General features: G+C 34.8%; 17 protein-coding genes and 1 pseudogene. All 18 read right to left on the reverse strand.

The window, feature by feature from the left end:
- Positions 1-67: 67 nt before the first annotated feature.
- The 18 genes and pseudogenes from FN960_RS02110 to FN960_RS02195 all read right to left on the reverse strand — a co-directional run bounded on the left by FN960_RS02110 (position 68) and on the right by FN960_RS02195 (position 24,050).
- Positions 68-865 (reverse strand): glycosyltransferase family 2 protein, encoded by a 798-nt coding sequence (locus FN960_RS02110; protein ID WP_143846716.1) that lies wholly within the window; start codon positions 863-865, stop codon positions 68-70.
- A 15-nt stretch (positions 866-880) separates the two neighbouring features.
- On the reverse strand, positions 881-1,972 hold the full coding sequence (locus FN960_RS02115) for a glycosyltransferase (RefSeq protein ID WP_143846717.1): 1,092 nt from the start codon (positions 1,970-1,972) through the stop codon (positions 881-883).
- 2 nt (positions 1,973-1,974) lie between these two features.
- The gene (locus FN960_RS02120) at positions 1,975-3,405 is read right to left on the reverse strand and encodes an oligosaccharide flippase family protein (RefSeq protein ID WP_143846718.1); all 1,431 of its coding nucleotides are present in this window, start codon (positions 3,403-3,405) and stop codon (positions 1,975-1,977) included.
- Positions 3,406-3,550: 145 nt separating this feature from the next.
- A complete protein-coding gene (galU, locus tag FN960_RS02125; protein WP_143846719.1) occupies positions 3,551-4,435 on the reverse strand; it encodes a UTP--glucose-1-phosphate uridylyltransferase GalU in 885 nt (294 codons plus the stop codon).
- Between the two features lie 98 nt (positions 4,436-4,533).
- Positions 4,534-6,711: a CDP-glycerol:glycerophosphate glycerophosphotransferase gene (locus FN960_RS02130; protein ID WP_143846720.1), complete on the reverse strand. Its 2,178-nt coding sequence runs from the start codon at positions 6,709-6,711 to the stop codon at positions 4,534-4,536.
- Between the two features lie 67 nt (positions 6,712-6,778).
- A pseudogene (locus FN960_RS23130) lies at positions 6,779-6,901 on the reverse strand (glycerol-3-phosphate cytidylyltransferase); the annotation flags it as partial.
- Positions 6,902-6,907: 6 nt separating this feature from the next.
- Positions 6,908-8,455, reverse strand: coding sequence for a glycosyltransferase (locus tag FN960_RS02140; RefSeq protein WP_143846721.1), 1,548 nt, complete (start codon positions 8,453-8,455; stop codon positions 6,908-6,910).
- Between the two features lie 35 nt (positions 8,456-8,490).
- Positions 8,491-11,001, reverse strand: a complete 2,511-nt coding sequence (locus tag FN960_RS02145) for a glycosyltransferase (protein ID WP_143846722.1) — start codon at positions 10,999-11,001, stop codon at positions 8,491-8,493.
- A 58-nt stretch (positions 11,002-11,059) separates the two neighbouring features.
- Entirely contained in the window at positions 11,060-11,458 is a 399-nt protein-coding gene (gene tagD / locus FN960_RS02150) for a glycerol-3-phosphate cytidylyltransferase (protein ID WP_143846723.1), read from the reverse strand.
- 241 nt (positions 11,459-11,699) lie between these two features.
- Positions 11,700-12,098 (reverse strand): glycerol-3-phosphate cytidylyltransferase, encoded by a 399-nt coding sequence (gene tagD, locus FN960_RS02155; protein ID WP_143846724.1) that lies wholly within the window; start codon positions 12,096-12,098, stop codon positions 11,700-11,702.
- Between the two features lie 31 nt (positions 12,099-12,129).
- Positions 12,130-15,123: a CDP-glycerol glycerophosphotransferase family protein gene (locus FN960_RS02160; protein ID WP_143846725.1), complete on the reverse strand. Its 2,994-nt coding sequence runs from the start codon at positions 15,121-15,123 to the stop codon at positions 12,130-12,132.
- Between the two features lie 41 nt (positions 15,124-15,164).
- Positions 15,165-15,920, reverse strand: a complete 756-nt coding sequence (locus FN960_RS02165; protein WP_143846726.1) for a CDP-alcohol phosphatidyltransferase family protein — start codon at positions 15,918-15,920, stop codon at positions 15,165-15,167.
- A gap of 24 nt (positions 15,921-15,944) precedes the next feature.
- Entirely contained in the window at positions 15,945-17,144 is a 1,200-nt protein-coding gene (locus tag FN960_RS02170; protein WP_143846727.1) for a CDP-glycerol glycerophosphotransferase family protein, read from the reverse strand.
- A 90-nt stretch (positions 17,145-17,234) separates the two neighbouring features.
- Entirely contained in the window at positions 17,235-18,608 is a 1,374-nt protein-coding gene (locus FN960_RS02175; protein ID WP_221936783.1) for a sugar transferase, read from the reverse strand.
- A 105-nt stretch (positions 18,609-18,713) separates the two neighbouring features.
- Positions 18,714-19,436 (reverse strand): ABC transporter ATP-binding protein, encoded by a 723-nt coding sequence (locus tag FN960_RS02180; protein WP_143846728.1) that lies wholly within the window; start codon positions 19,434-19,436, stop codon positions 18,714-18,716.
- A gap of 1 nt (position 19,437) precedes the next feature.
- Positions 19,438-20,220 carry an ABC transporter permease gene (locus FN960_RS02185; protein ID WP_143846729.1) on the reverse strand — a complete coding sequence of 261 codons (783 nt, stop codon included), beginning with the start codon at positions 20,218-20,220 and terminating at the stop codon, positions 19,438-19,440.
- 68 nt (positions 20,221-20,288) lie between these two features.
- Positions 20,289-21,305 carry a glycosyltransferase family 2 protein gene (locus FN960_RS02190; protein ID WP_260681894.1) on the reverse strand — a complete coding sequence of 339 codons (1,017 nt, stop codon included), beginning with the start codon at positions 21,303-21,305 and terminating at the stop codon, positions 20,289-20,291.
- Between the two features lie 36 nt (positions 21,306-21,341).
- Complete coding sequence (locus FN960_RS02195; protein WP_143846731.1) at positions 21,342-24,050, reverse strand: CDP-glycerol:glycerophosphate glycerophosphotransferase; 2,709 nt, start codon at positions 24,048-24,050, stop codon at positions 21,342-21,344.
- Between the last annotated feature and the right edge of the window lie 9 nt (positions 24,051-24,059).

Genomic DNA, 24,059 nt, shown 5'->3' on the forward strand with positions numbered 1-24,059 from the left:
TAGTACATAGAGCTCCATTATGATATGGGATATAGTGAGGCTTTTGTGGCTAATAGAATGAATTTAATTACTTCTTTTCTATTTGTAGCGCTAATCTCACCGCTTTTATGTATGTGCTGAAAGGTCGTTTTAAATGAGGGATTTTCTTGGCAAAAAGAACTGTCAGCATCAGCATATCTATGGGTTTGTTATAGAGCACTGCAAAGAGTGCGCCTTTACTAATCATCGTTTTTTCAGCTAATCTTGATTCATGAGTTGGTTTTAAATGATAAACAATAGGCACTGGAATATAGCTTATTTCATAGCCTGCTCTTTTTAATCCAACTAAAAAGATATTTTCTTCTCCGCTTGGATGCTCTGCACCTAAACCAAACCTCTCATCGAATCTCAGATAACGCTTATCCACATTTGTCACATGAACAAAGATTTCGATCGATGATTTCCGAAAGAGATCCTTGGTACTAACAGAATCCTTTTTTTGTAGTGGGTAATTTTTATAAGACTGTTGGGAAATAGGATCATAAATTTGAAAGCACACAACAGGCTTCTGATGATCAAGGAAAAAGCGCTCTACCCGCTCTACCATATCTGACGGATACCAGCAATCATCATCAGAAAAAGTGACATAATCACCTTTTATCATTTTGAGCCCTTCATTTCTAGCATATGATAACCCTCTTCGATGAAGCGTCACATGCTGGTACGAAAATGAAAATGTCTGTAATAGCTCGCCTACTTTTTTGTGATGGTCTTGAGAAGTGACAATAACCTCAAATGATTGATTCGTTTGTTCTTCAAGACTTTTACATAACCTTCTAAATTCCTCTACTCTCTGACCAAGCGTAGGTATGATTATACTGAGCATATCTCGTTCTCCCCACTATTTATTTAGTAGCAACCGTTCATATGCATCTAAGCAATGCTCTAAACTAAATTGATTTGCTCTTTCCTTTAATTCCTGTTCTGGAGGATGTGATTCAAGCGTTGCAAGCATCGCTTCAGCAAGCTGATTCTCAGCTCCCACTGTCACTAATCGTCCATATCGCCCGTCATCTAGGATTTCTGCTGGACCGCTTGGACAATCAGTAGATACAATAGGTGTCCCCATCGCAAGAGCCTCAACCAATACATTGCCAAAGCCTTCCCAAGCGGAAGATAACACAAACAGCTTTGCTTTTTTCATATATGGATATGGATTTGAACGGAATCCAATAAAATCAACAAGATGATCGACTTTCAATTGATGAGCCTGCTCAATCAGCTGTTCCCTTTCTGGACCATCACCAACAATGATTAATCTAAAGGCCGAATTCTTTTTTTCGATATAGCTCATGGACTGAAGTAGTGTTTGATAATCCTTTTGAATATGCAGCCGCCCTACTGTTACTGCTACCTGGTATTCATTCGAGAACCAAGGATGTTCCACTTTTTCTGCCCCTTTTTGCATTAATGCAGGTGTAACTACCGGGTTGTAGATTACATGCACCCGCTTTGATGGTACTTTTGAAATACGTTGAATGTCGTCCGCCACCCCCTGTGAAACCCCAACGATATGAGTAGCAAAACGATATAATAGAGAGACGCTTCTTTTTACCTTGTTAAATGACGGCTCTCTCCTAGCTTGCTCCGTCAGATTTACACGACAGCTAACAATGGTTTTGGTTTTTGTACCCGATAATAGATTAGCAAGTAGCACAACTGAATTAATATAGTCTTTAGCAGAAATGATTGTGTCAGGTTTCTCTGCCTTTAAATAAGAGCGAATCGCTCCTACACTCGAGCGAAGATTAGACTTGTTCAGATCAATAATATTGATACCATCGGGAATATCCTGCACATACTCACCCTTAAGCTGAATAACCAGCAAATCAACTACGTACCCTTTATTCAGAAACCCCTCTGCTAAATGCAGAGTCATTCGCTCTACTCCTCCGCCTTCAAGCGAATACAATATAAAGGCAATCTTATTCATGCTTACATCTTCCTCTTATTATGTAGTATTCGGTGGGCATGCCTCCGAATCTGTAAGGTATTTGTCAACCACACAATACCTCCGTAAACCATTAATGCTATTATTAGCTGCACAGAAAGCCATCCAATACCTATAAACGATCTTAAAGGCCATAGAGCGACGGTCATACCTACAACCGCTAACAAAATCTTTACAAAATCTTTATATGGAAATGGAAATGTTCGCATAGGTATCCTCATGAAAAACAGACTTAGGATAATAGCGATTGCATACGCCGTAATGGTCGCCACCGCTGCTCCTACTAAACCTAATGGCGGAATCAACCAAATCGTTAAGGCTACGTTCAACACGGCTGCAATCAATACCGGAAGCAATTGAATAGACATATTTTTATGTAGATGAAAAATAATATCCACAGAATAAAGTTTAAAGCCTTTCAAGAAAGCACCAACCGCAATAAATGGCATTAATACTAACGCATCCTCTCGAAAGGCTTCACCCAGCATAAGAGACACTGCATTTGGTGTAATCAAAATCATCCCAGCCATTGCTGGTAATGCGATAAGCAAAAGCAGTCCTGTATTCTCCTTTACCTGGAGAAGCGCTTCTGCCTCTCCTTTGGATTCCATTGCTTTTAATGCAATCGGAAATGCAGCAAGATTAATCACCATCATCAGTGTGAAAATCGTTTGTTCAGTCAAATCATAGGTCGCAGAGTACGTTCCATTTGCTCCTACCCCCATCATTGCACTTATAATAAATCGATCTGAATTATGAATAACAACCGCTAACAATAAAGTGATAGCAAGTGGCAAACCATAGCTCGCAAAGCTTTTAAGCAAGGACGTATCAAATTGTTGAAGATGCATACGAAGTTTCCACCTATTCAAAGTAGGCCATATCAAAGTTACAGCAAAAGAGAGCACAAGCCCCCATAAGAGCCCTAATTCAGCAAAACCTGCAACAATAAGCACCACACCAAACAGCATGGACAGAATCGATCTAGAAAAAGCTAAATACCCATATAATTGAGGATTAAATTCAGAGCGAATAAGACTCAGGTTCAGCTGATACCAGGATTGACTCCATGATAAGACAAAAGCAAGTAAAATGTGGACCCAGCTTAAATTCTCCATAAAGAAATATAAGGGCAAAGCCAAAAAAGTCGTGGCCCCAGCTAACAGTAAAAAGGTCAGTTTCACTGTCTCCATTAGCTTCCTTTTTTCTTGATAGCTCGCAAAGTATCTTAGGAAGCTTACCTTTAACCATTCAAATACAATGGCATTCATCATGGCGGCAATCGCAAAAACGAGCGCGTACGTGCCATACTCCGTATCACTTAATAACCGTGTATATACAGCAATAGCCGCAAAGCCAACCAAAGCTGGAGTGCCATGAGATAATAAATACGCAAATGCGTGTCTAGCTAGCAACAGACTTCCCCCTCAACAAACATCCTGATGTCTTACAGTATGGTCACAAACTGATTGTAGCAGAATTATTTCACAAAAAAAAAGCACCCCCCAATTAGGGAAGTGCTATCACTTTACAAACTTTACATAAATAAAACATTCACTCTTATGGCTTTAGAATGTCCTCAAGCTGAAGGTATTCCTTCATCTTTTTAATTAATTCAGGCTTCAAATCATCACGTTGCATAGCGAATTCAAGCGTCGTCATTACAAATCCAAGCTTCTCCCCAACATCGTAACGTTTGCCTTCAAAGTCATACGCATACACGGATTGCTCTTCATTTAAACGCTGAATCGCATCAGTTAATTGAATCTCTCCACCTGCACCCGTCTCTTGCTTATCAAGGTATGTAAAGATTTCAGGCGTAAGAAGGTAGCGCCCCAGAATAGCAAGATTGGACGGAGCTGTGCCTAATGCCGGCTTCTCAACAAATTGATTTACTTTATAGAGGCGGCCATTCTGGCTCATTGGGTCAATAATCCCGTAACGATCCGTAACGTTCTCATCCACCTGCTGGACACCAATCACAGATGAGCCAGTCTCATTATATTGATCAATCAACTGCTTTAAGCAGGGCTTCTCATTTTGAACAATGTCGTCACCAAGTAATACCGCAAACGGTTCATCGCCAATAAATTTACGCGCACACCAAACAGCATGTCCTAGACCTTTAGCTTCTTTTTGACGAATGTAGTGTATATCTACTTTTGACGCTTCCTGCACCTTCTCAAGAAGCTCAAGCTTTTGCTTTTCAATTAAATTCTGCTCTAATTCAAACGCATGATCAAAATGATCCTCAATCGCACGCTTACCTTTACCCGTTACAATAATAATATCTTCAATTCCAGATGCAACCGCCTCTTCCACGATATATTGAATCGTTGGCTTATCGACTATCGGGAGCATTTCCTTAGGCATTGCTTTAGTAGCCGGCAGGAATCGTGTTCCTAGACCAGCTGCTGGGATGATGGCTTTTCTTACTTTCTTCATGTCGTACCTCCTAAAAATGAGTGCAATTTCTCATACAATTCATCATACCATAATTTCTTATTCAGACAAATATCCTATATTCTTTCATTTCCAAAACATTATTTAAATATCTCTTTTAAGATCTTATGAGAGGATTGACCATCATCTAAATGACAAAATCGTTGACGAAATTGATCTCTACGCTCTTGATATTCACTAGTAATTTTATTTAAATCTTTGATCGAATGTATAATCTCTTCCGTTGTTTTAAGCAAAGGTCCTGGAGCTTCTTTTCTTAGATCAAAATAAAATCCTCTTAATTCATGCTGGTACTTGTCCAGGTCATAAGTATAAAAAAGAATGGGTTTGTTTAAAATGGCATAATCAAAAAAAACGGAAGAATAATCTGTAACCAATAAGTCTGAGAGTAGATAAAGTTCAGCAATATCTTCATGATCAGACAAATTAAAAGCAAAATCCTCGAGACCTTCAAACGAAAGCTTATCGGCAATCAAATAATGCATGCGTAGTAGGACAATATAGCTTTCACCCAATGATCGCTTCATTTCATGAAGATCCAATTGTAAATCAAATCTGTACTCCCCTTTACGATGATATTCATCATCTCTCCACGTAGGTGCATACAGAATGACTTTTTTTAAAGGAGGTAATTCTAGTGATCTTTTTAGTTGTTGAATGGAGGAAGGTAATCTTTTTTCTTCATCAAAAAATAGATCATTTCGTGGATAGCCAACCTCGAGAAGGTTCTTTTTATAATGAAAGGCTCGTTTAAAAATTTCGCTAGAATAAGCATTAGGGGATAGGAGGTAATCCCATCTCCCGGCCTCGTGATAGAAGTTTAATTTATAGGTTGTCGTAGTGGTTCCTGGCATATAAACTTCTTTCATATCAGAGGCTAACCGCTTTAATGGTGTGCCATGCCATGTTTGTACATAAATCGTACCTTCACGTTTGAGCACGTATTTCGGAATTCTTGAATTTACAATCCAGTACTTTGATGTGGCCATGTAATAGTAGTATCGCAAGCTAAACCGTTTTACTTTTGTTGTCTTATCATTCATATGCTTAGATGACGGATCATTAAACACCCAAATACATGTGTATGATGGATCGAGCTGTTGAAGCTCTTCATAAATAGAGCGGGGGTTACAAGCATAAGATCGCCCTCCAAACGCTTCAAATACAACTTGCTTCTCTTTAAGTGGAAGCTTTGAAAAAACATGATTAGCCAACTGTTGATATAAAGCCGATCTACTGGTAAGTGCCTTTCTCCAGCTTGAAAGAGAATATCTAAGTTTAGCCAACTTCATTGTCTTCTGCGGCTTCCCTTGGACGTGTGCTTTAATTTGAAGTCTACCAATCCTACCACTGTTTTTTAGAACCTTATCATGACAGTTCATCAAGACTTTTCTCAATTCATCAAAAAGTTTTTCAAAAGAGGTTGTATGATTTAACATCCATTTAGAAATTTCATTAAAGTATACTCTCAAAAAAGCTCTTTCAATTAGAATTTCTACTTCTTCTAAAGGGGTCACTCCCTGCACTAGCTTTTTACTATACTCTTTTCTTTTAGAGAGAAAGAGTAAATACTCATCTATATAATCAGTCACGGGAATTATACTGAGTGAAGGTTTATTTACAGGGTCTAGGCACTCACCCCGAATGTACAAAGGAGCGTCCACATATAATATGGTATTTGTTTGATTTGCTGCTCTAATGATAAAATCAAAATCTGTATAATAATGAAAACTTTCATTAAAGGAAAGCTCATTCTCTATTAAAAAACAACGCTTGTACAAAATACTTGAAGCTGAACGTCTAGAACATATTTTTAACCGTTTATCTCCTTCCCAATTTACCGTTCTAATACTTTGATACTCAGTAGTCCTCATATTTCTCTCGCTTTGAACTCGTAAGGCGATCATCGACAATGAATTGATATCACTCGTGACAGCAAGTAACGATAAAGCTTGAGGAAGAAGGTAATCATCTGCATCCAAATAAAAAACAAACTCTCCATTAGCCAGTTGTAACCCCTTATTCCTAGCCTTAGCCAATCCTTGCTGCGTTTCAAAGCGTATAGATTTTATTTCCTGAGCATATTGCTTTGCTTCATTAATGATCGTATTGCTAGCATCAGTAGATCCATCATCGATAATAATTAGTTCAATGTTTGGATACGTTTGATCTAACACCGAATGGATACATCGACTTACTTGCTCTACCTTATTATAGACCGTGATAATCACACTAATCTTTTTTAAAGTGACATTCATTAAACGACACCACCCTAATAGATATTAAAAAAAGCCCGCGCTTATTTATACGCAGGGCTAACATGTATTATCCATTATCGGTCATATAAAGTTCTTTTTTTATTTTCGGAGTAGAAATACCCGATGTTCGTGGTAAATAAATTACTTCACAATGCTCTTTGAGGAAATCAAACTCACCTTTCCAGTCATCCCAAAGTCATTCAGGTCCTCTAGAAACGCTACTTAAGTTATCTATTAGTTTGATCCACTCGTTGAATATCTTTTTCTCAGAAAATTTGTTGTATACATTTTCAGCAGCCTTCGTGCCCATTCGTATTGCAGTATCAGGGTTTTCCAACCAATAATTCATCTTCTCTGCTAGCTCATTAACATCCCCTGCATTTACAATATAACCGTCAACATTATTTTCAATAATGTCTCTTGGTCCATAATTTAAATTATAACTCACTACTGGTGTAGATAAACTCATTGATTCTCTTAAAACCATTGGAGAACCTTCAAAAATTGAAGTCATCACAGTAAATAGCGATTCCTTTAATCTTAAGTTAACTTCATTTGTATACCCATATAATTCGACATTGCCTTTCATCTTTTCTTGAATTATAAAATTATTTAAACTCTCTTCTTCAGGACCTTTTCCAAATAGTCTTAGTTTACAATTTGGATGTTTTTCTAAAACTATTTTAAATGCTTTCAACAGATCAATTAGGTTTTTTTGATAATCAAAACGACCTATTACATTAATTAAATTTGCACTTTTCTTTATGTGCGGAGCATCTATTTTAGATAGTGCATTTGGCACGACATAGAGGTTGTCTATATCCGCAAAATCTTTCTTCACATCATAATATTGACTATCCGTTAATAAAACAATAGCATCCAATTTCTTATAATGACTAAATAGATTCTTGAAATTCCCTTTAACTTCAGCGCCATAGGTGTAAGGAGCAGTTAAATGATTACTATGAGTTGTCGAAATCTTTGTTACTTTTTTATTATCAAGACTTACAAACATATTAGTTAATTCAATAGAATCATTGATTATCACAGGTTTTTGCAAGCCAAATGACATGATCTCTTCTAAAAAGAATTTTTGAAATTGATTTAGTGCGTTACCATTAAAAAATTTAGCCTTGTTATTTTTTCTATTAAACAAAAAAATCAGACCTGGATATCCAGTGGTCAAATCATAATCAAAGGTGAGATAAGCAAAACCATCTAGGGTGAAATAAGTCTCAAATTTAATTTTTTTCTCATCAAGTGTAAACAATTTTGACCTCATTTTATAGCCTGAAGGGTGGAATTCTTCTCTTCTATATTCTTTTTTATCATGCGTAAAGTAGCTAATATATTGGAGTATCCCTGACTTGTCCCATTTCTTATATTTGAAATACTCTCCATCCTCAGTAAAATATCTTGCATGATGATGATTCTCGTACTCTTCATCGTGAATTTTAGAGTTAGGTTCTTCAAGATCTAAGTCAGAAGTAGTCGTGATCTTAGAGGTCAATGTATTTAAATCTCTGTAATAATCAAACATATTTATCGTATTCACATGCTTTGATAACCTACCATTTTCGATTAAGCTTTTATATATAGATGGTAGATTCTTTTTAAATGTTAGCGAAACAAGATTACTTGATAACCCATATTCTAAAAAATACGAGGCTCTATCGAGAATTACCCTTGTAATCCCTCCTCTTCCTACATCTAAATCATTTATTAGCATATATACGTTTTTCACCTTATTTCACCTCTTTAAGCATATGAATACTAGATTTAATTTCTGGCGCAAATATGTTTGTAAAACATCTCTAGCGCCTCTTTGTTATATTTATCATAATCAAATTTCTTCCTATTCAGTCCGTTCTTCACAAAAGATAACATCCCTATTGAAAGTTCTTCAACGCTGTTACCAACTAAATGCCCATACCCACCTTCTAATACACTCCTTACCCCAGTTACATTAGTTCCAATAACAGGCTTGTCTAATACCATTGCCTCCATTAAAACCAATCCTTGTCCTTCATATTCAGAAGATAATACGAAGCAATCACAGAGACTTAGTAAGCCGTACGGATTACTAAGCTGCCCTGTAAGAATAACATGATCAGTTAAGTTTAACTGTTCAATCCTTGATTTCAATAATTCTTTTAATGGTCCATCACCTACTAAATATAATCTACTCTTAGGGTAAACTGATATAACGTCTGAGAATGCATTTAATAGCTTTTCTTGACCTTTTTCAGGAGAAAATCGGCCAATACTAATAAAATTTATGTATTCGTCAGAGGGTACATTAACTCCATACAAATTAAGAATATTTTTCTCATTTAATTGAGAATCATCTGTAATTAAAAATGTTTTACCAGCATAATTAATAAAGTTTTTATTGTCTTTAATTTCAAGAATTTTTTTTGCATTAATCACGTTATTAACATAAACCATTTTATCTTCGCTTTTAATATAAGTTTTTAAAGAGATTTTATTCGTCTCATTTGTGGATTTTGCAACTGAAACAATTTTGTCATAGAAATCATAAAGGGAAAAAATAACTTTTAAATTATGTTTGTGTTTAAATTTTCCATTAACCTTTTTCTTGTACTCTTCCATCATATCATTGTGAAGATAAATACTATTTCTATTAAAATCACCAAACGCGAATAGCAAAGACCAAAATTTGTTATAGCCACCAAAATCAATTCCATAATTAAATGTTGCATCTCCTATTAACCGCCTAAGCTCCCTTTTATAAGCGCGGACAGGTAACTTGTCTTTCATGAATTGGGAGTTCACTCCTCTTCGCATAACAAGCTCATGCCAATAAGTTTCTTTGATCGTTCGATTAAAAACACCAGGTCTAAATAGTATATGAACATTTGGATTTAATCTTTTTATGTTTGGAAATTTGTCCCTATGATTATTTGAGTTATCAATAATCGCTACCTCATATTTAGAGTAATCAATATTATCCATAAGGTTAATGGCAGATACAGTAATTCCATTGTTATAAAAACCACCACAATAAAATAACATTCTTTCTTTTTCTGTTTCGGTTTTTATTAGTTCTTCTAAATGTTTCCCATGGAATATAGTTTCTACTAGTTTTTTAGCTTGAGTTCCCTTATCGTTATAACAAAACCTATCCAAAAACTTCTCATAGTTATCAATATATTTTGAATTATTATTCTTTAATGAATGAATTAATTCTTCTCTATTAAAGCTAACTGGTCCAGGTAATGAATCAATTTCGAAATACAGACCTCTGGAATTTTGATAAGAATTAAGATCCTCCATGTAAAAATAAATTGGTTTCTTAGTAGGTAAATAGTCAAAAAATATACTAGAGTAATCTGTAATTAGCATATCAACTGCTGCTAGTAGTTTATTAGTATCGTAAGAGTCTGGAACACATAAATGGTCTAAACCTTGCTCTTTAAAGAAGTTAGTCGTAAAATAATGAGCTTTTAATAAAACTACATGGTTATCACCCAAGGATGTTTGAATAGCTTTGACATCTTCAAGCAGGCTTAGGCTTGTATCATATTCTTTACCGACTTCCCCTCTCCAAGTAGGAGCGTATAAGACCACCTTTTTTTGTAAATCAATATTTAAATCTTGTAGCACTATAGCTTTATCAGTATTTAATGTTAAATCAACTCTTGGATACCCAAAATCAGCAACCTTTCCTGGAAAGAGCTCATAAACGTCGTGAGATTTTAATAGCTTTTTGTAAGTAAACTCATTAGGGCTGACTAATAAATCTACATGCAAAAGGTTTCTCTGGATATTCATATGTCCAGACATACTTCTATTATTAATATCTATACCTAATGTTTTTAAAGGTGTGCCATGCCAAGTATTAACATAGTATTGTCCCTCTCTTTTATAGAAGTAATAAGGAAAAGAGGTATCATTCAGTAAATATTTTGCTGTAGCAAGATATTTCAAATAATTTTTATCATCAACGGATACAAACTCAACATTTCCCATTGAAGAAATTTCATCATAATGAGGATTATTCTTGTCATTGATTACCCAGACATGTTTAAATCCTTTTAACCTATTATCATTGATCGCCTCTAAAAATATGGCATATATATTTCCAGTCATATTTTTTCCATGATAAGCTTCATACATTATTGTTTTATCATTTATAGGTAGCCTCTCAGTGTATTTCGTGTAAATAGACCGTATTTTTGATCTGTCTTTTAAGATATACTCAACGATAGGACTCACAATAAATTTAGTACGCCTCTTTAATACATGTAACTTCTTCTTTATATTCATAATTTTGTATTCACTCCCATACCAATAATGCCCACGTTTTATAACGTAGGCATAAAGTTTAATTCTTATCAGCTAGATATATTTCATCTTTAATCTGTGATGTTGAAATTCCTACTGTTCTTGGTAAGTAGACAACCTCACAATAAGGTTTTAAGAAGTCAAACTTACCTTTCCAGTCATCTCCCATCACAAACAAATCTATATTATGTTTTTTTACATCGTTTATTTTTTGATCCCAATTTTCTTCTGGTATTACTTCATCTACATACCGGATAGCTTCTAAAATCATCTTTCTATTTTCGAAACTATGATAAGCCTTTTTATTTTTTATCGCATTAAATTCATCAGTTGAAATAGCTACAACAACATAGTCCCCTAGATCTTTAGCTCTTTTTAATAAGTTGATATGTCCCCAATGAAGTAAATCATAAGTTCCATAGGTAAGTACTTTTTTCAAGAATCCCCCTCCTTGATTCAGAAAATTACAACACCTCTTATTGTAACATAAATTAATATCAAAATTATTTCATTTCCTCCATTTGCTGTGGAACAATATACAAATTAATTGTTCAAATTATAACAGATATCTTAGTCACACTAAATGAATATTACTAATTATCCTTTATAAGTTTTCTGATTAAATTGTCTTATTTCCCATAAAAAAAGTCCGCATTCTCTCCATGCGGACTACCCTTTAATTAACTACTATCATTCATATAAAGTTCTTTTTTTATTTTCGAAGTAGAAATACCCGTTGTTCGTGGTAAATAAATTACTTCACAATGCTCTTTGAGGAAATCAAACTCACCTTTCCAGTCATCTCCCATTACAAATACGTCAATATCGTTATTTTGAACGTCTTGAATCTTTTGATCCCATGTTTCTTCAGCTATGACCTCATCTACATATCGGATAGCTTCAAGAATCAATTTTCTACTCTCAAAGTTATAGTATGCTTTCTTATTTTTTATCGCATTAAACTGATCTGTCGATATTGCCACAACTAAATAATCTCCGCATTCTTTCGCTCTTCTTAGTAAATTAATATGTCCTCTATGAAGTAAATCGAAGGTACCGTATGTGATTACTTTTCTCAATGCAATCCCTCCTTTCCTCTCAAAGCCAGTCCTATTGTTTATGCCTATTTAAGAATTTCCGACCAAATCTCTGAACCATTTTTAGTTTTCTATACCTTCTCCACAGTACCTTGACCATATCAGAATGCCTAAACACATCCAAAAAGCTTTTTTGTTTATCTATATCTTTTTCTTTATGCATAATTTCTTTAAATATTCGTTTACTATTATCGCGATCAACAAATTTGAAATATTCATTTCTTTTCTGAGCAAACTCTGGCTTTTCAATGAAACCATTTTTTGCTGTACTATCAATAGAAGCTATTAAGTCCTCTGGATTAAAAACCGCTTCACCAAAAAGTTCTTTATTTAAATCCATATAGCTACCTTGAAAATCTGTATACTGATCTAGATCAAACTGAAAAAATATAACGGGTTTCCTTAGGTAATACATCTCCCAGCTCACACTGGAATAATCCGTGATAAGTAGGTTTGCTTTCATTATTAACTCATTTACTTTCTCTTCTCCAAATTGAAAAACTCGTACATGCTCACTTGATTTTGTAAACGTTTTAACATATGGCATAAATTTTGGGTGCACGTAGAAATTCAATAAGAGATTATGCTCTGAAAGCACCTGATGCAATTTTTCCGATTGTAACAGTGAGTTGTACGCGTGAAAATAATCAGACTTAACAAAATCAGTTTCTTCTACTTCTTCCAACCAATTTCTCCACGTAGGCATTAAGAGTATTTCTCTTTTCTTTCCTACTTCCAATAGGTTTGTTTTATCTTCTAAAACGTCCCATCTTGGCAAACCGGTAACGATTACATGGTTATTGCTATAACCGAAATATTTAGTAATGATGCTTTTCTCATAATCGGATGAAGCAACAAAGAGTTCCGCTGAATTCTGAGTATTGTAATCAAACGTACTATCTACTTTCTTTAGGCCAAGTACCCCATGTTGTAGAAAAATATATTTCTTTTCAGTAACGAATTTTTTAATGACGCCTTGTGAAACACGCCACGCGTAACCATGACCTTTTGCTTCAGATGAGATAATCATTTTGGAGGAAAGAAGCAGGACTAGGTGCTTAAAAGACATAAAATATACAACACGATCCTTATATTCATTTACATTCTTTTCATCCAGAGCGCCCTTTTTAATTACATAGTACACTTTTCTTTGCGGATGGTTCATATAACAGTATCGAAAGAAATAAAAGCTATTATCCTGTGCCGTTTCAGAGAATTTCTCATGCACCAACCAAACGGGCTTCCGTGAAAAGAATTGATAAAAAAAGTGGTAATAAAAATAAGCTGCATACTCCGTCCACTTATTCTTTCTTTCTTCATACTCCCCTTTTTTACGATGCGTAATACTTAATCCACCATTCACTGTAAGGTAAGGATAAGTCATATATCCTTGTTCATCTACTAATGTATATTTGAACATGAAATGTCTAAGCTTTTTGATAACCCCGTAATGATCGCTATAGATTCGTATATCTCTATCTCCAAGATGATCCATCGAAATGGAAGCATAAAAGTCCCAGTAAAAAGGATCTAGATCAAGTTGATTTAAATCAACCACACTCGTTACTTTTATTCTACCATTTTTAGTTGTTACTTTTTTATTTGTCTGCAGTTCAATAATACGTTTATGTTCATTTCTTTCAATAAGTCTTAAGCCATTAAAAGTTATAGCATTGCTATCTACTAATGCAATACTAACTGTTAAAGTCATAATTCCTTTTTTCATTTTTAATGAATGAATAGATACATCGGCAGGTGCTTTCAGCTTAAAGTATTGTTGTCTAGTCATAAAGCTAACAGCATATACTCTTGTTTTCTGTATAATCGGCACTGCACCTATCTCATCTGTAAGTTCATAAAAACCGATATATCTGTCAGATCTAGTCGGTAAGCTAGCTTGGTATAACCCAACTTTTCTTTCTTCAATATAGTTAATATGCCGCTTCTCCGCATGGAGAATCCAGGTAGTTCCTTTGGATACAATAAAGTTCGTTTGCTCCATTTCAATAGAAATAACCGCTATATTGGCTTCTAAAATAAATGTATTCCTAAGATAAAGTTTCTCTTCACTAGATTTTCTCTTCAAAAAGAAAGTCCAGTCCTCAACTGCGCCCATTTCATCTAAAGATACGTGGAAGCTCATACATTGTTGAGTCATGGTCAAGTCTTCTGCAATTAATTCACCACTAATTATATGATCAGGTCGGTTTGATTCCTTTACTTGTAGTTTAAAGGAGGCTGTTTCACTTATAGATATGTGCTCATACCTAGTCGTTTTTAAAGCGTAGCCTTCCCATAGTCTTGACGATTTTTCATCTATAAAAAGGTGCACTTGTTCTAAAATACGCCCTTCTTTCCTTTGTAAATAAAAAGAACACTTGCCTTGTAAGAAAGAATAACCTTCTTTCTCGATGACCAAATCTTGATTCTGAAAGATAGCTGGCATCTCATAGCGTTCACCATATTCATTTTTAATAATAAGTATGGTTTTTGAATGCCATTGTTTAGACAATGTAACTTGCAGCCTAAGCTCTTGATAATTATCTTTAATGCCTTCAATTACATATTGGTATGTGACAACATTATAGGCTTTAGACTCAAGTATATCTTCTGAAGCGTACCTCAATGAAACCCCATAATCCTCTGTTAGATATAATGTGCAGTTAAGGTTTTTTCCTACTTTGTAAAAAGGAATGTAATATCTGGTCTGTTCATTTGAAACCGCTTTAGCATTAAGAGAAATTCTGGACACTTTTCTATTACGCCCTTTTTTCAAATAAAAGTCCCAAATACCCGCAGTTAAGTGGTTAAGTGAATTGGCTTTAATACTTGTTACTAAATTAGAATCTGTTTGAGTGAAATCAACTTCCACATTTATTGTTTTTTGTGTTTTTCTTTCTTTCAGTAGAAGTTGAATAGTTGAACAATCCACTTCATTTTGTAAGGACCATTTTAAGGTTATATATTGTCCATCCCATTTCACATCATCACAGAAAAAAGAACTCATAACTTCACCTATTTTCTAGAACATAGCAAGCATTTGCTTCTTTATTTAAAGGTTTTAACCGTTACTATAAACCTCAAGATTACTTTAAGAACAAGAATGAAAACAAAGAGTAATAAATAAAATGGAGTGATTTCAATCGTTATTAATAACTCCAGTAACGTTAATATAACCAGTGTTAAAAAGAACCCAGGTAAACCTAAAATAAATCCTGCAAACTCATATACAATTGATTTATTTCTAATTTTTTGGACTGGATCTTGCTGTTCATTTGCTTGTTGATGCGTTAAATCAAAGGATAATGGCAGTAATAGTGACATTATCACACTAACCATAACTAAATATAATATAATAATGGCTAAGTTACTCAAAACTAAAGCATCTGTCATTAATAAGAACGTTACTACAAATGAAAGAAAAACAGGTAAGGTTGCTGCCCGAATAAGCATATCTATAAAAAAACCGAGCTTTGAGGTTCTTTTAGTTAATCTAGCCAATTCTCCATCCACACAGTCAAACAAATACCCAATATTATATGATATAAAGGCAAATAAGAAGCCAAGTGGCGTTGCAAACATAACTAATAAACCAGATAATAAAACAAAAAATAAACTTAACCAGCTCACCATATTCGGAGTGAAATTCATTTTATTAAATAACAAAGTAAAATATATAGACATTCTTCTTAAGACATACCACGACCAAAGATCTTCTTTAGCACTATAAGGTTGAACCTTACGCCTTAGCTCTATTATTTGTTTTGAATCAAAAAAGAATGTAGATAACTTCTCAGAAGCCACAGTGACAATCTCCTCACTTTTGTTTTATTCTTTGCCACCAAATACTGCTTCTACCGTCTTTTTCGCAGATTCGCCTTTTTCAAGGTAACAGAAACGATCTATAAATGATGCCATCTTTTGCTCTTGTTCCGGATTTGAATCATCATTAAACTTTTGAATTTCATCTATAATTTGCTGAGTATTCATTACTAAGGGACCTGGGGCTTCCTTCTCTAAGTCGAAATAGAACCCTCTGATTTTCCCACGGTATAGTTCAATGTCATACGTAAAAAATAACATCGGTCTTCTAAGGATAGCATAATCAAAGAAAACAGAAGAATAATCGGTAATTAGTACATCCGATACTAAATATAAGTTTGTTATGTCTACGCCTTTAGAATAATCAAAGACAAAGCCTTCAAACTCACTAATATCTAATGACTCTGAAATAAAAGAATGCATACGAAGAATAACTACATATTGAGACCCAAGCTCCTTTTGAAGCATCGAAAGATCAAGCTGAAGCTTAAATTTATATCTTCCTGGTTCATAGAAGTCATTATCTCGCCAAGTAGGTGCATACAGAATGACTTTTTTTGACTTAGGTAGCCCGTATTGCTCCTTTAGTTTAGAAATTTCTTCCTCATGATTTAAATTGATTAAATCATCATTTCTAGGGTAACCCTTTTCAATAATTTCTCCACTATAATCAAAAGCACGTTTAAAAATCTCACTAGAGTATTGATTTGGCGAGAGCAAATAATCCCAATGCTTCGCTTCTTGATGAAACCCTTCAATATAGCTTTTCCTATCAGTCCCAGGCATATGAACTTCTTCCATATCGGCAACAAGCCTTTTAAGAGGTGTGCCATGCCAGGTCTGGATATAGATATTGTGCTTCGGTTTTGGTACCCAGGAAGGCATACGGCTATTTGTTACCCAATACTTGGCACGTGCCATCTTAATGAACCACTGTAGTGATAACCTTCTAATATAGGGAATCCCAGCATTCTTAAAAAACGACTCCTGACCTTTATTAATACTCCAAATTAATTCATAACCCTCACTATGTTGATTGAGGTATTCATAAATCGCTCTAGGATTACAGCTGTATTGCTTTCCTGAAAAGCTTTCAAACATAATCAGTTTATGTTGAACGGGTAGTTGTGCTGCTGCTAAAAAGACCCATCTTGAGACCTGTCTTGAAAAAGGATGCTGCTTTAACTGTTTCAGCAATGCCTTCATTATGCTTCACCTTCTTTTCCTTAATTCAAAAGAAACCTCTCTCACCCAAAGCCTGTGAACAAGGCATTGTATGAACAAGAGGTTATAGGCCTATCTATAGTCTTCTTGCTTCTTAGAAAACATCCTGATTTTCTTAGCGGGTTTCACTTCACCCTCAGACTTGGCTTTATTAATAACCACTAGCACTGTGCGTAGTAGAATAATATAATCAAGCCAGAGTGAATAATTACGAATGTAATGCAAGTCAAACTTTAGTTTCTTATCAACATTGGTTGTGTACTTACCCATTACTTGTGCATAGCCTGTAATTCCAGGCTTCACTGTGTTACGGTAGTTAAACCATTTATTATCCTTTTGAAACTGATCCGCAAAAAAGTCGCGCTCAGGTCTTGGTCCTACAAGTGACATATCACCAATCAACACATTAATTAATTGAGGTAGTTCATCTATCCTTGTCTTACGAATGAATTTACCTATCTTCGTAATGCGACGATCTCCAGATTGAGCAAGTGTTGGCCCCGTTTTAGCTTCCGCGTTTTCTACCATGGAGCGAAACTTTAATATATGAAACTGTTTATGATCTTTTCCAATTCGCTCTTGCTTAAAGAAAATAGAGCCTCCATCTTCTAGTTTAATAGAAAGAGCTGTAATTAGAAACACGGGTAGTGTAAAGATCAAAATGGCTAAAGAGAATACAATATCAGTTAATCTTTTCATAGCCAATTGAGCAAGTGGCAACGTAAACGGTTTAACCTGCATAACCATCGTATCATCAAGTGTAGTAACGGCTGTATTCATAACAAGTAGATCATTAACCGTTGGTACCACATATACTAACTTGTTATTTTTCATTGCATGAAAGATCAAACGATTCTTTTTATCCTCTTCAAGGGAATTGCTTAGAAAAATAAAATTATAGTTTAATAACTGTGCTTTTAATTGTTGAACATTCGACTTCTTGTCAAAGTACTTAACGTTCCCATTATGAGATAGAAATTTAGAAAGATTATCTTCAATCTCATCAAACTCTGACTCGTCACCAATAAACATTAGCTTTCCTTTTCTAGAAAGCTGATTGTACTTCGTGTAAAGCACCTTCCAAATGAGCAGCATTGTAAAGGCAAATATGTGCGCCAATATAATAACTAAACGAGGAAGGCCAAATTCTCTAAATAAAAACGAAGCAGTCATAGTTAGTAGCATAATAAAAGTCAAGGAAACAGCTAACTTCCGCACGATATCCCATACGTCATATTGTACAAGACGGTCCACTTCATATATACAGATAAAAAGGACACTTATAAGGAGTATCCAAGGGATAACGGACATAAACGCTTCGATGTTTCGCGGAGCAATCTGTTCATAACGCACAGTGAAAGCAAGTACATACGCCACAATTATAATAAAGAGGTCCACTGCAATGATGAAACCTCTGGCAAATTTATTAGGAAAGATATTTGGCATGTAAATAACCCCTAGATTCATAGTCTAAGGGTTATTTTAACACACTCTTTAAAAAAAGCCTCTTTATTTTTACATTTTACACTAAAACTTCACAGTTCTTGATGATTACTTTGATTCGTATAAATCAATCATTTCTTGAATATCGCCCTCAGCTTCAACTGTGCCTCGTTTTAGTACAATCGCTCGGTCACACAGCTTCTTTAATGGTCCCATACTATGGGAAACAATAACAATTGTCCGACCCTCAGCCTTCATCTCGAGCATCTTTTTATTACACTTCTCTCGGAAATCTTTATCTCCAACAGCTAGTACTTCATCAATCAAAACAATATCCGTTTCGATGTGTACAGCAATCGAAAATCCAAGTCGCGCTTTCATACCTGAGGAATAGAATTTGACTGGAGTGTTAATGAATTCACCTAATTCTGCGAAATCAATGATAACAGGTAATAATTCTTCAATTTGCTTTTTCTTGAGCCCATAAATAGCACAATTCAGACGGATATTTTCAAGTCCGGACAAATCCCCACTCAAACCTGCACTTAATTCGATTAGAGGCATGAGCGACCCATTTAATTGAATTGAACCAGAATCAGGGACGATAACACCCGAGATCACTTTAAACAATGTACTTTTCCCGGCGCCATTTTTTCCAATGATGGCGTAGCCCTCACCCTTTTTAACGGTGAAAGAGACATCGTTAAGTGCTTGGAATTTATCAACTGTCTTTTCTTTCTTAAATAAAGAGATCATCTGACCTTTTAGCGTTTTTTCTGTTGGTTTTCGGAATGCCTTTTGAACATTTTTAACTTCTATTGCGTTACTCATCCTACATCACTTCCCCGATTTTTCGACTCATAACTCTAAAGAATCTCCAACCAACAAAGAAGATAACGATAGAGAATACGACAGTATAAGCGATCATTCCAAATGTAGGGAGTAATTCCCCACCGTGGAAAATCCAACGATAGATACTTAATATTGTGACCATCGGGTTAATCTGAAAGATCATAAAATATGATTCGCCCAGTTGCTCTTTCACTTGAATTAATGGGTACATAACAGCTGACATATACATCCAGCCCCTCATTAAAAGCCCAACAATGAATTCAATGTCCCTAAAGTACACATTAATACAGGAAAAGAAAAACACAATTCCTAAAAGCAGCATGGTTTGAAGTAAAATAACTAAAGGTAATACAGCCAGTCCCATTAAAGGGATAGAGCCATTTACATATAATGAATAAGCAGCTACTAGGATTAACGATATCAATAGGTTAACCAAGCTAGAGAACGTTATTGTAATAGGAAATAGTTCTCTAGGAAAATACACTTTCTTAATAAGAGAGCTATTTGACGTTAAGCTCTTTGCGCCTCTAGAGACAGCATGCTGTGTATACATAAAAGGGATTAACCCTGTAACAAGAAACAACGTATAGTTGTCAATTGTCACTCTAGCAATAATACTAAAAACTAATGTAAAAATTAACATTAAACCAAGAGGTTCAAGCAAAGTCCAGAAATAACCAAAGAAGGTGTTTCTGTAACGAACTCGCAACTCTTTATGCACAAGAAAATATAAAAGCTCTTTATATTGTAGAATTTCCTTCATCAGATCTCAACCTTACCACTTTGAACTTAACACATGAAAGTTATATCATTATTTGTTCAATTTGTCACTTACCGTTTTCGTCTATTCCATCTAAATCGCCAAAATTCTTTCTTGAAAAATGCCAAAAAATTACCTAAACCTCGAAAGAAATGTAAACAGAAAAACGTACAAACAGTAGGAATTAAATACTTAACTCCTTGCTGTTTAACTAACCCGACACTCGCTATCGTTGCAGCGGTAAAATAAAGAAAGATTACAACCCCGAGTACCCACCTAAATGGGGAAAAGAAAAAAGAACCCAATAATACTAGTAAACCCATTAAAAAAGCTATCAGAGGAGCTTTATGTCTATTCCGTAAGCTTCCCTTAACAGATTGATCAGCAATAATGTTCCATGTTCCGTCACCTAATGATTTTTTAATAACTCCCTTTAGAGTGGGACGAACATAATAAGTCGATTTTATGGAGGTAGACATATAAAATTGCATTCCCTTGTCTTTCATTCGTTTATGAAATTCAATGTCCTCATTTCGCTTAAGGCCTTCTGTAAAGTAGCCAACTTCATCAAACACCTTACGTTTATACGCTCCATAAGGAACAGTATCAACAAAACCTTCCCATATTCCAGTTGTCGTACGAAATTTAGAATTTCCAACACCAAATTGATGGGAGAAGACATATTGATTAATTGTTCCTTGAAAACCCGAACCTTTTGACTCAATGATACCTCCAACACAATCTACCTCTGGATGCTTTTCAAGAAGCTCTAAGTATTTCTCCAGGAAATCCTTTGGAATAGAAGTATGGCCATCCACACGCATGATGTAATCACCGCGAGCCTCTTTAATTCCAATATTCCATCCTGGAGGTAACGTTTGCTTAGGATTTGTCAGCAATTTAACCGTTTGAGAATGACTTTCCAAATAAAGTTTCACCTTTTTTACTGTGGTGTCAGTGGACATTCCATCAACAACAATGATCTCATACAACTGCTTCTCTATGGTTTGATTCAGTAAATCCTCCAACAGCCTAGCAATATAATTCTCTTCATTTTTAGTTACAATTAGCACACTGAGTTTTACCAATGCATTTTTCTCCTTTTTAGCCACGCAACGCCATAGTTAAAGCTTCATGATTTCCTTGTGAACCCTCTCACTGTTATTCTGATCGGTATATGGGTAGAAATTTTCGACTCTTTCTTGGTACTTTTGTGACATTAAACAATCATTTTCTAATAGATGTATCACACTTGATACCAGAGCTTCATGACTTGTAACGATATCGCCAAATCCCATTTCATCATATGAAAAATAACCCGACTCATTATCCCAGTTACCTGTATCAAAATGATAATACAGCATAGGTTTTTTCATATAGGCAAAATCAAAATAGACAGATGAATAGTCAGTAATAAGCAGGTTCCCTTTTGTTAAGATCGATGAATAACTCTCTTCATAAGGAGCTAAAGTAACATTCTCTAAATTGAAGTCCACTAGCTGCTGTCTGATGGACGGGTGTGGTACAAAAACAAGCTCATAACCGTTTGCCCTCGCATAACTAATAACTGTTGGATCGTTGAGAAATTGATTCCACCTCTTGAAGTAGTCCGATTCTTTAAATGTTTCACTGTAAGGTCTCGCGTTAATTTTGTTGGAGAATTCATTGATAAGATGTTGTCTCCAAGTAGGCATAACTAAAATTTTCTTCTTTACACTTGAAGATGTATCAGTTAATCGATCAAACCTTGGTAATCCCGTTAATTTAACTTGTTTGTCAGTGAAAGAATAGTTTCCGCCTACAATCGAGTCATACTCTAATTTGGCAGACGTAACAAACAGTTTAAAGTTTTTATCATAGCGCTTAAGCCAATTAGACATATCATCTTTAATAATTCCATGCTGTAAAAAGACAAACTTATATTCTTTTAGGTCTTTAAAATAATTTTCTGTCCCGGTAAAAGGCTGATAGATAAATCGATCACAGTGAGTAGAGATCAATTTATCTGCTAACAAGAATAAAAATTTATGCTTAGCCGTTTTATAGCCTATAGGATTAAATTCTTTTTGAAGCCGAGTAAAGTCCGGAGATTGTTTATCAAGAATAAAATAATTCTTAACATTCGTTTCTTTAAGTCCGTTGACGTACCTCATAAGAACTTCAGCGCTATCGTCTGCTTTATCAATTCGATCCATATATAAATGAATCGAGTGTTTTTTGTTACGCTTGATGGTTCTAATCAAAATTCTTGTTCTAGATATTTTGTTGTAGTTCTTAATCTTGTTTTTCTTCATTTCTTTTTTTATGGCTAGTTCTCGCTTCATCATATTTTGATACGTATACGGAAGGATTTCAAACTGTTTGTTTGTATGATTAAATCCAATCATGTACTGGTTATTAGCGACGATATAAGAATTTGTTAATTGATGCGATAACCTAGCTGAAGGGGAGAATTTTAAGTCTGCACGCGATTGTATACCTTCAACTTCTAATATAACTTGTATACTTGTATTGTTTTTTATCTTTTCAAATGGTATCTCGAATTCAAAACCTTTGAATGTATAAATAACCTCTCCTACCAAAAAACGATTCTCTAATGGAAATGGGAATTCTTGTGGTAGATATATTTCATTGTTAGAATCCGTTATAAAGACTTTCATATTTTCCTGTGGAAGTAGGGAGCCAACTCTTCCAACGACCTTCAAATTACCCTCTTCAATTTCACACAAGTCGATATTTAAATGTCTCTGAGTGAGAGAATCGACAACCTGATCATTATGATCAATGACCATTAAATCTTTAAAGCCCTCTGAATTGTTTAGTACCTTAGTACTGTAAAATCCTTTTCTTACATCAAACTTTCCTTTGGTCTGCTTCATTGTACAAACTGCATGTTTCTGGTACCAATTTAAATACCTCTGACCCACGATGACATCTTCATCAATGTACTGCAGAATGTCAATTATTTTAGAATAGAATTCATCAAGATCTGGCTTAAGAACCTCGGGAGTTTCTTTAGATCTTAGCCGCCACTGCAAATCATACATTATGACATTTTGAACATATTTAGGAACATACCCATATAATTGATTGTATTTTTCTAATTTAGTAAGCAAGTACTTACCAAAGAAAGGCAAATAATAATCATAAGACTCTTTACTTGATTGCAAGGCAGATGTACCTGCTACTCTCGCTCTATAATTATATTTAGTAGTATTTAAAACACCGTAACGCTTTTTTTTCATAACAATATCTATTAAGAGAGAGGCATCTTCTCCAAATTTTTGGCCTGGAGTGAATCTTAAATCTCCAAGACCCTCTGTACGATGAATAAATGTCGATCCAGATTGCATTACAAACTTATCCGGCTCTAATGTAACATCAATAATCCTTGATTCTTTAAACTTATAATGGAGCATGTGCGGACCCTGTTTGCCTTCAAAATAAATTAACGGAATGGCCACTACATCAATGTCTTCCCCATGTTCATTTAAGAAACCCCATACTTTTTCTAGGGTATCCTCATCAAAATAATCATCAGAATCAAGAAAGTTTATATACGTTCCTGTAGCTAGCTCAATTCCTGTATTACGTGCCACACTAACACCTTGGTTTTTTTGTTTAGTATAGATTATATTTTGCGGATATTGTTTTGAATATCGTTCACAAATCGCTTCGCTATTATCTGGACTTTCATCATTCACTAGTATTAGTTGAACATGCTCTTCAAACCCTATTGTCTGATTTATTAAACTATTAATCGCCTCTTCAAGATAATCTTCTACGTTATATACAGGCATTACAACGGAAAATAAAAATCTTTGTTGTTCCATGTCAGTCCA

Origin of the sequence: Alkalicoccobacillus porphyridii (genome assembly GCF_007293315.1) — a bacterium.
In the GTDB taxonomy this organism is placed as follows: domain Bacteria; phylum Bacillota; class Bacilli; order Bacillales; family Bacillaceae_D; genus Alkalicoccobacillus; species Alkalicoccobacillus porphyridii.

Coding starts and splice junctions, on each gene's coding strand:
- FN960_RS02110 (WP_143846716.1), bottom strand. CDS start 865: ATGCTCAGTATAATCATACCTACGCTTGGTCAGAGAGTAGAGGAATTT.
- FN960_RS02115 (WP_143846717.1), bottom strand. CDS start 1,972: ATGAATAAGATTGCCTTTATATTGTATTCGCTTGAAGGCGGAGGAGTA.
- galU (WP_143846719.1), bottom strand. CDS start 4,435: ATGAAGAAAGTAAGAAAAGCCATCATCCCAGCAGCTGGTCTAGGAACA.
- FN960_RS02130 (WP_143846720.1), bottom strand. CDS start 6,711: ATGAATGTCACTTTAAAAAAGATTAGTGTGATTATCACGGTCTATAAT.
- FN960_RS02145 (WP_143846722.1), bottom strand. CDS start 11,001: ATGAATATAAAGAAGAAGTTACATGTATTAAAGAGGCGTACTAAATTT.
- FN960_RS02160 (WP_143846725.1), bottom strand. CDS start 15,123: ATGAGTTCTTTTTTCTGTGATGATGTGAAATGGGATGGACAATATATA.
- FN960_RS02170 (WP_143846727.1), bottom strand. CDS start 17,144: ATGAAGGCATTGCTGAAACAGTTAAAGCAGCATCCTTTTTCAAGACAG.
- FN960_RS02175 (WP_221936783.1), bottom strand. CDS start 18,608: ATGCCAAATATCTTTCCTAATAAATTTGCCAGAGGTTTCATCATTGCA.
- FN960_RS02180 (WP_143846728.1), bottom strand. CDS start 19,436: ATGAGTAACGCAATAGAAGTTAAAAATGTTCAAAAGGCATTCCGAAAA.
- FN960_RS02185 (WP_143846729.1), bottom strand. CDS start 20,220: ATGAAGGAAATTCTACAATATAAAGAGCTTTTATATTTTCTTGTGCAT.
- FN960_RS02195 (WP_143846731.1), bottom strand. CDS start 24,050: ATGGAACAACAAAGATTTTTATTTTCCGTTGTAATGCCTGTATATAAC.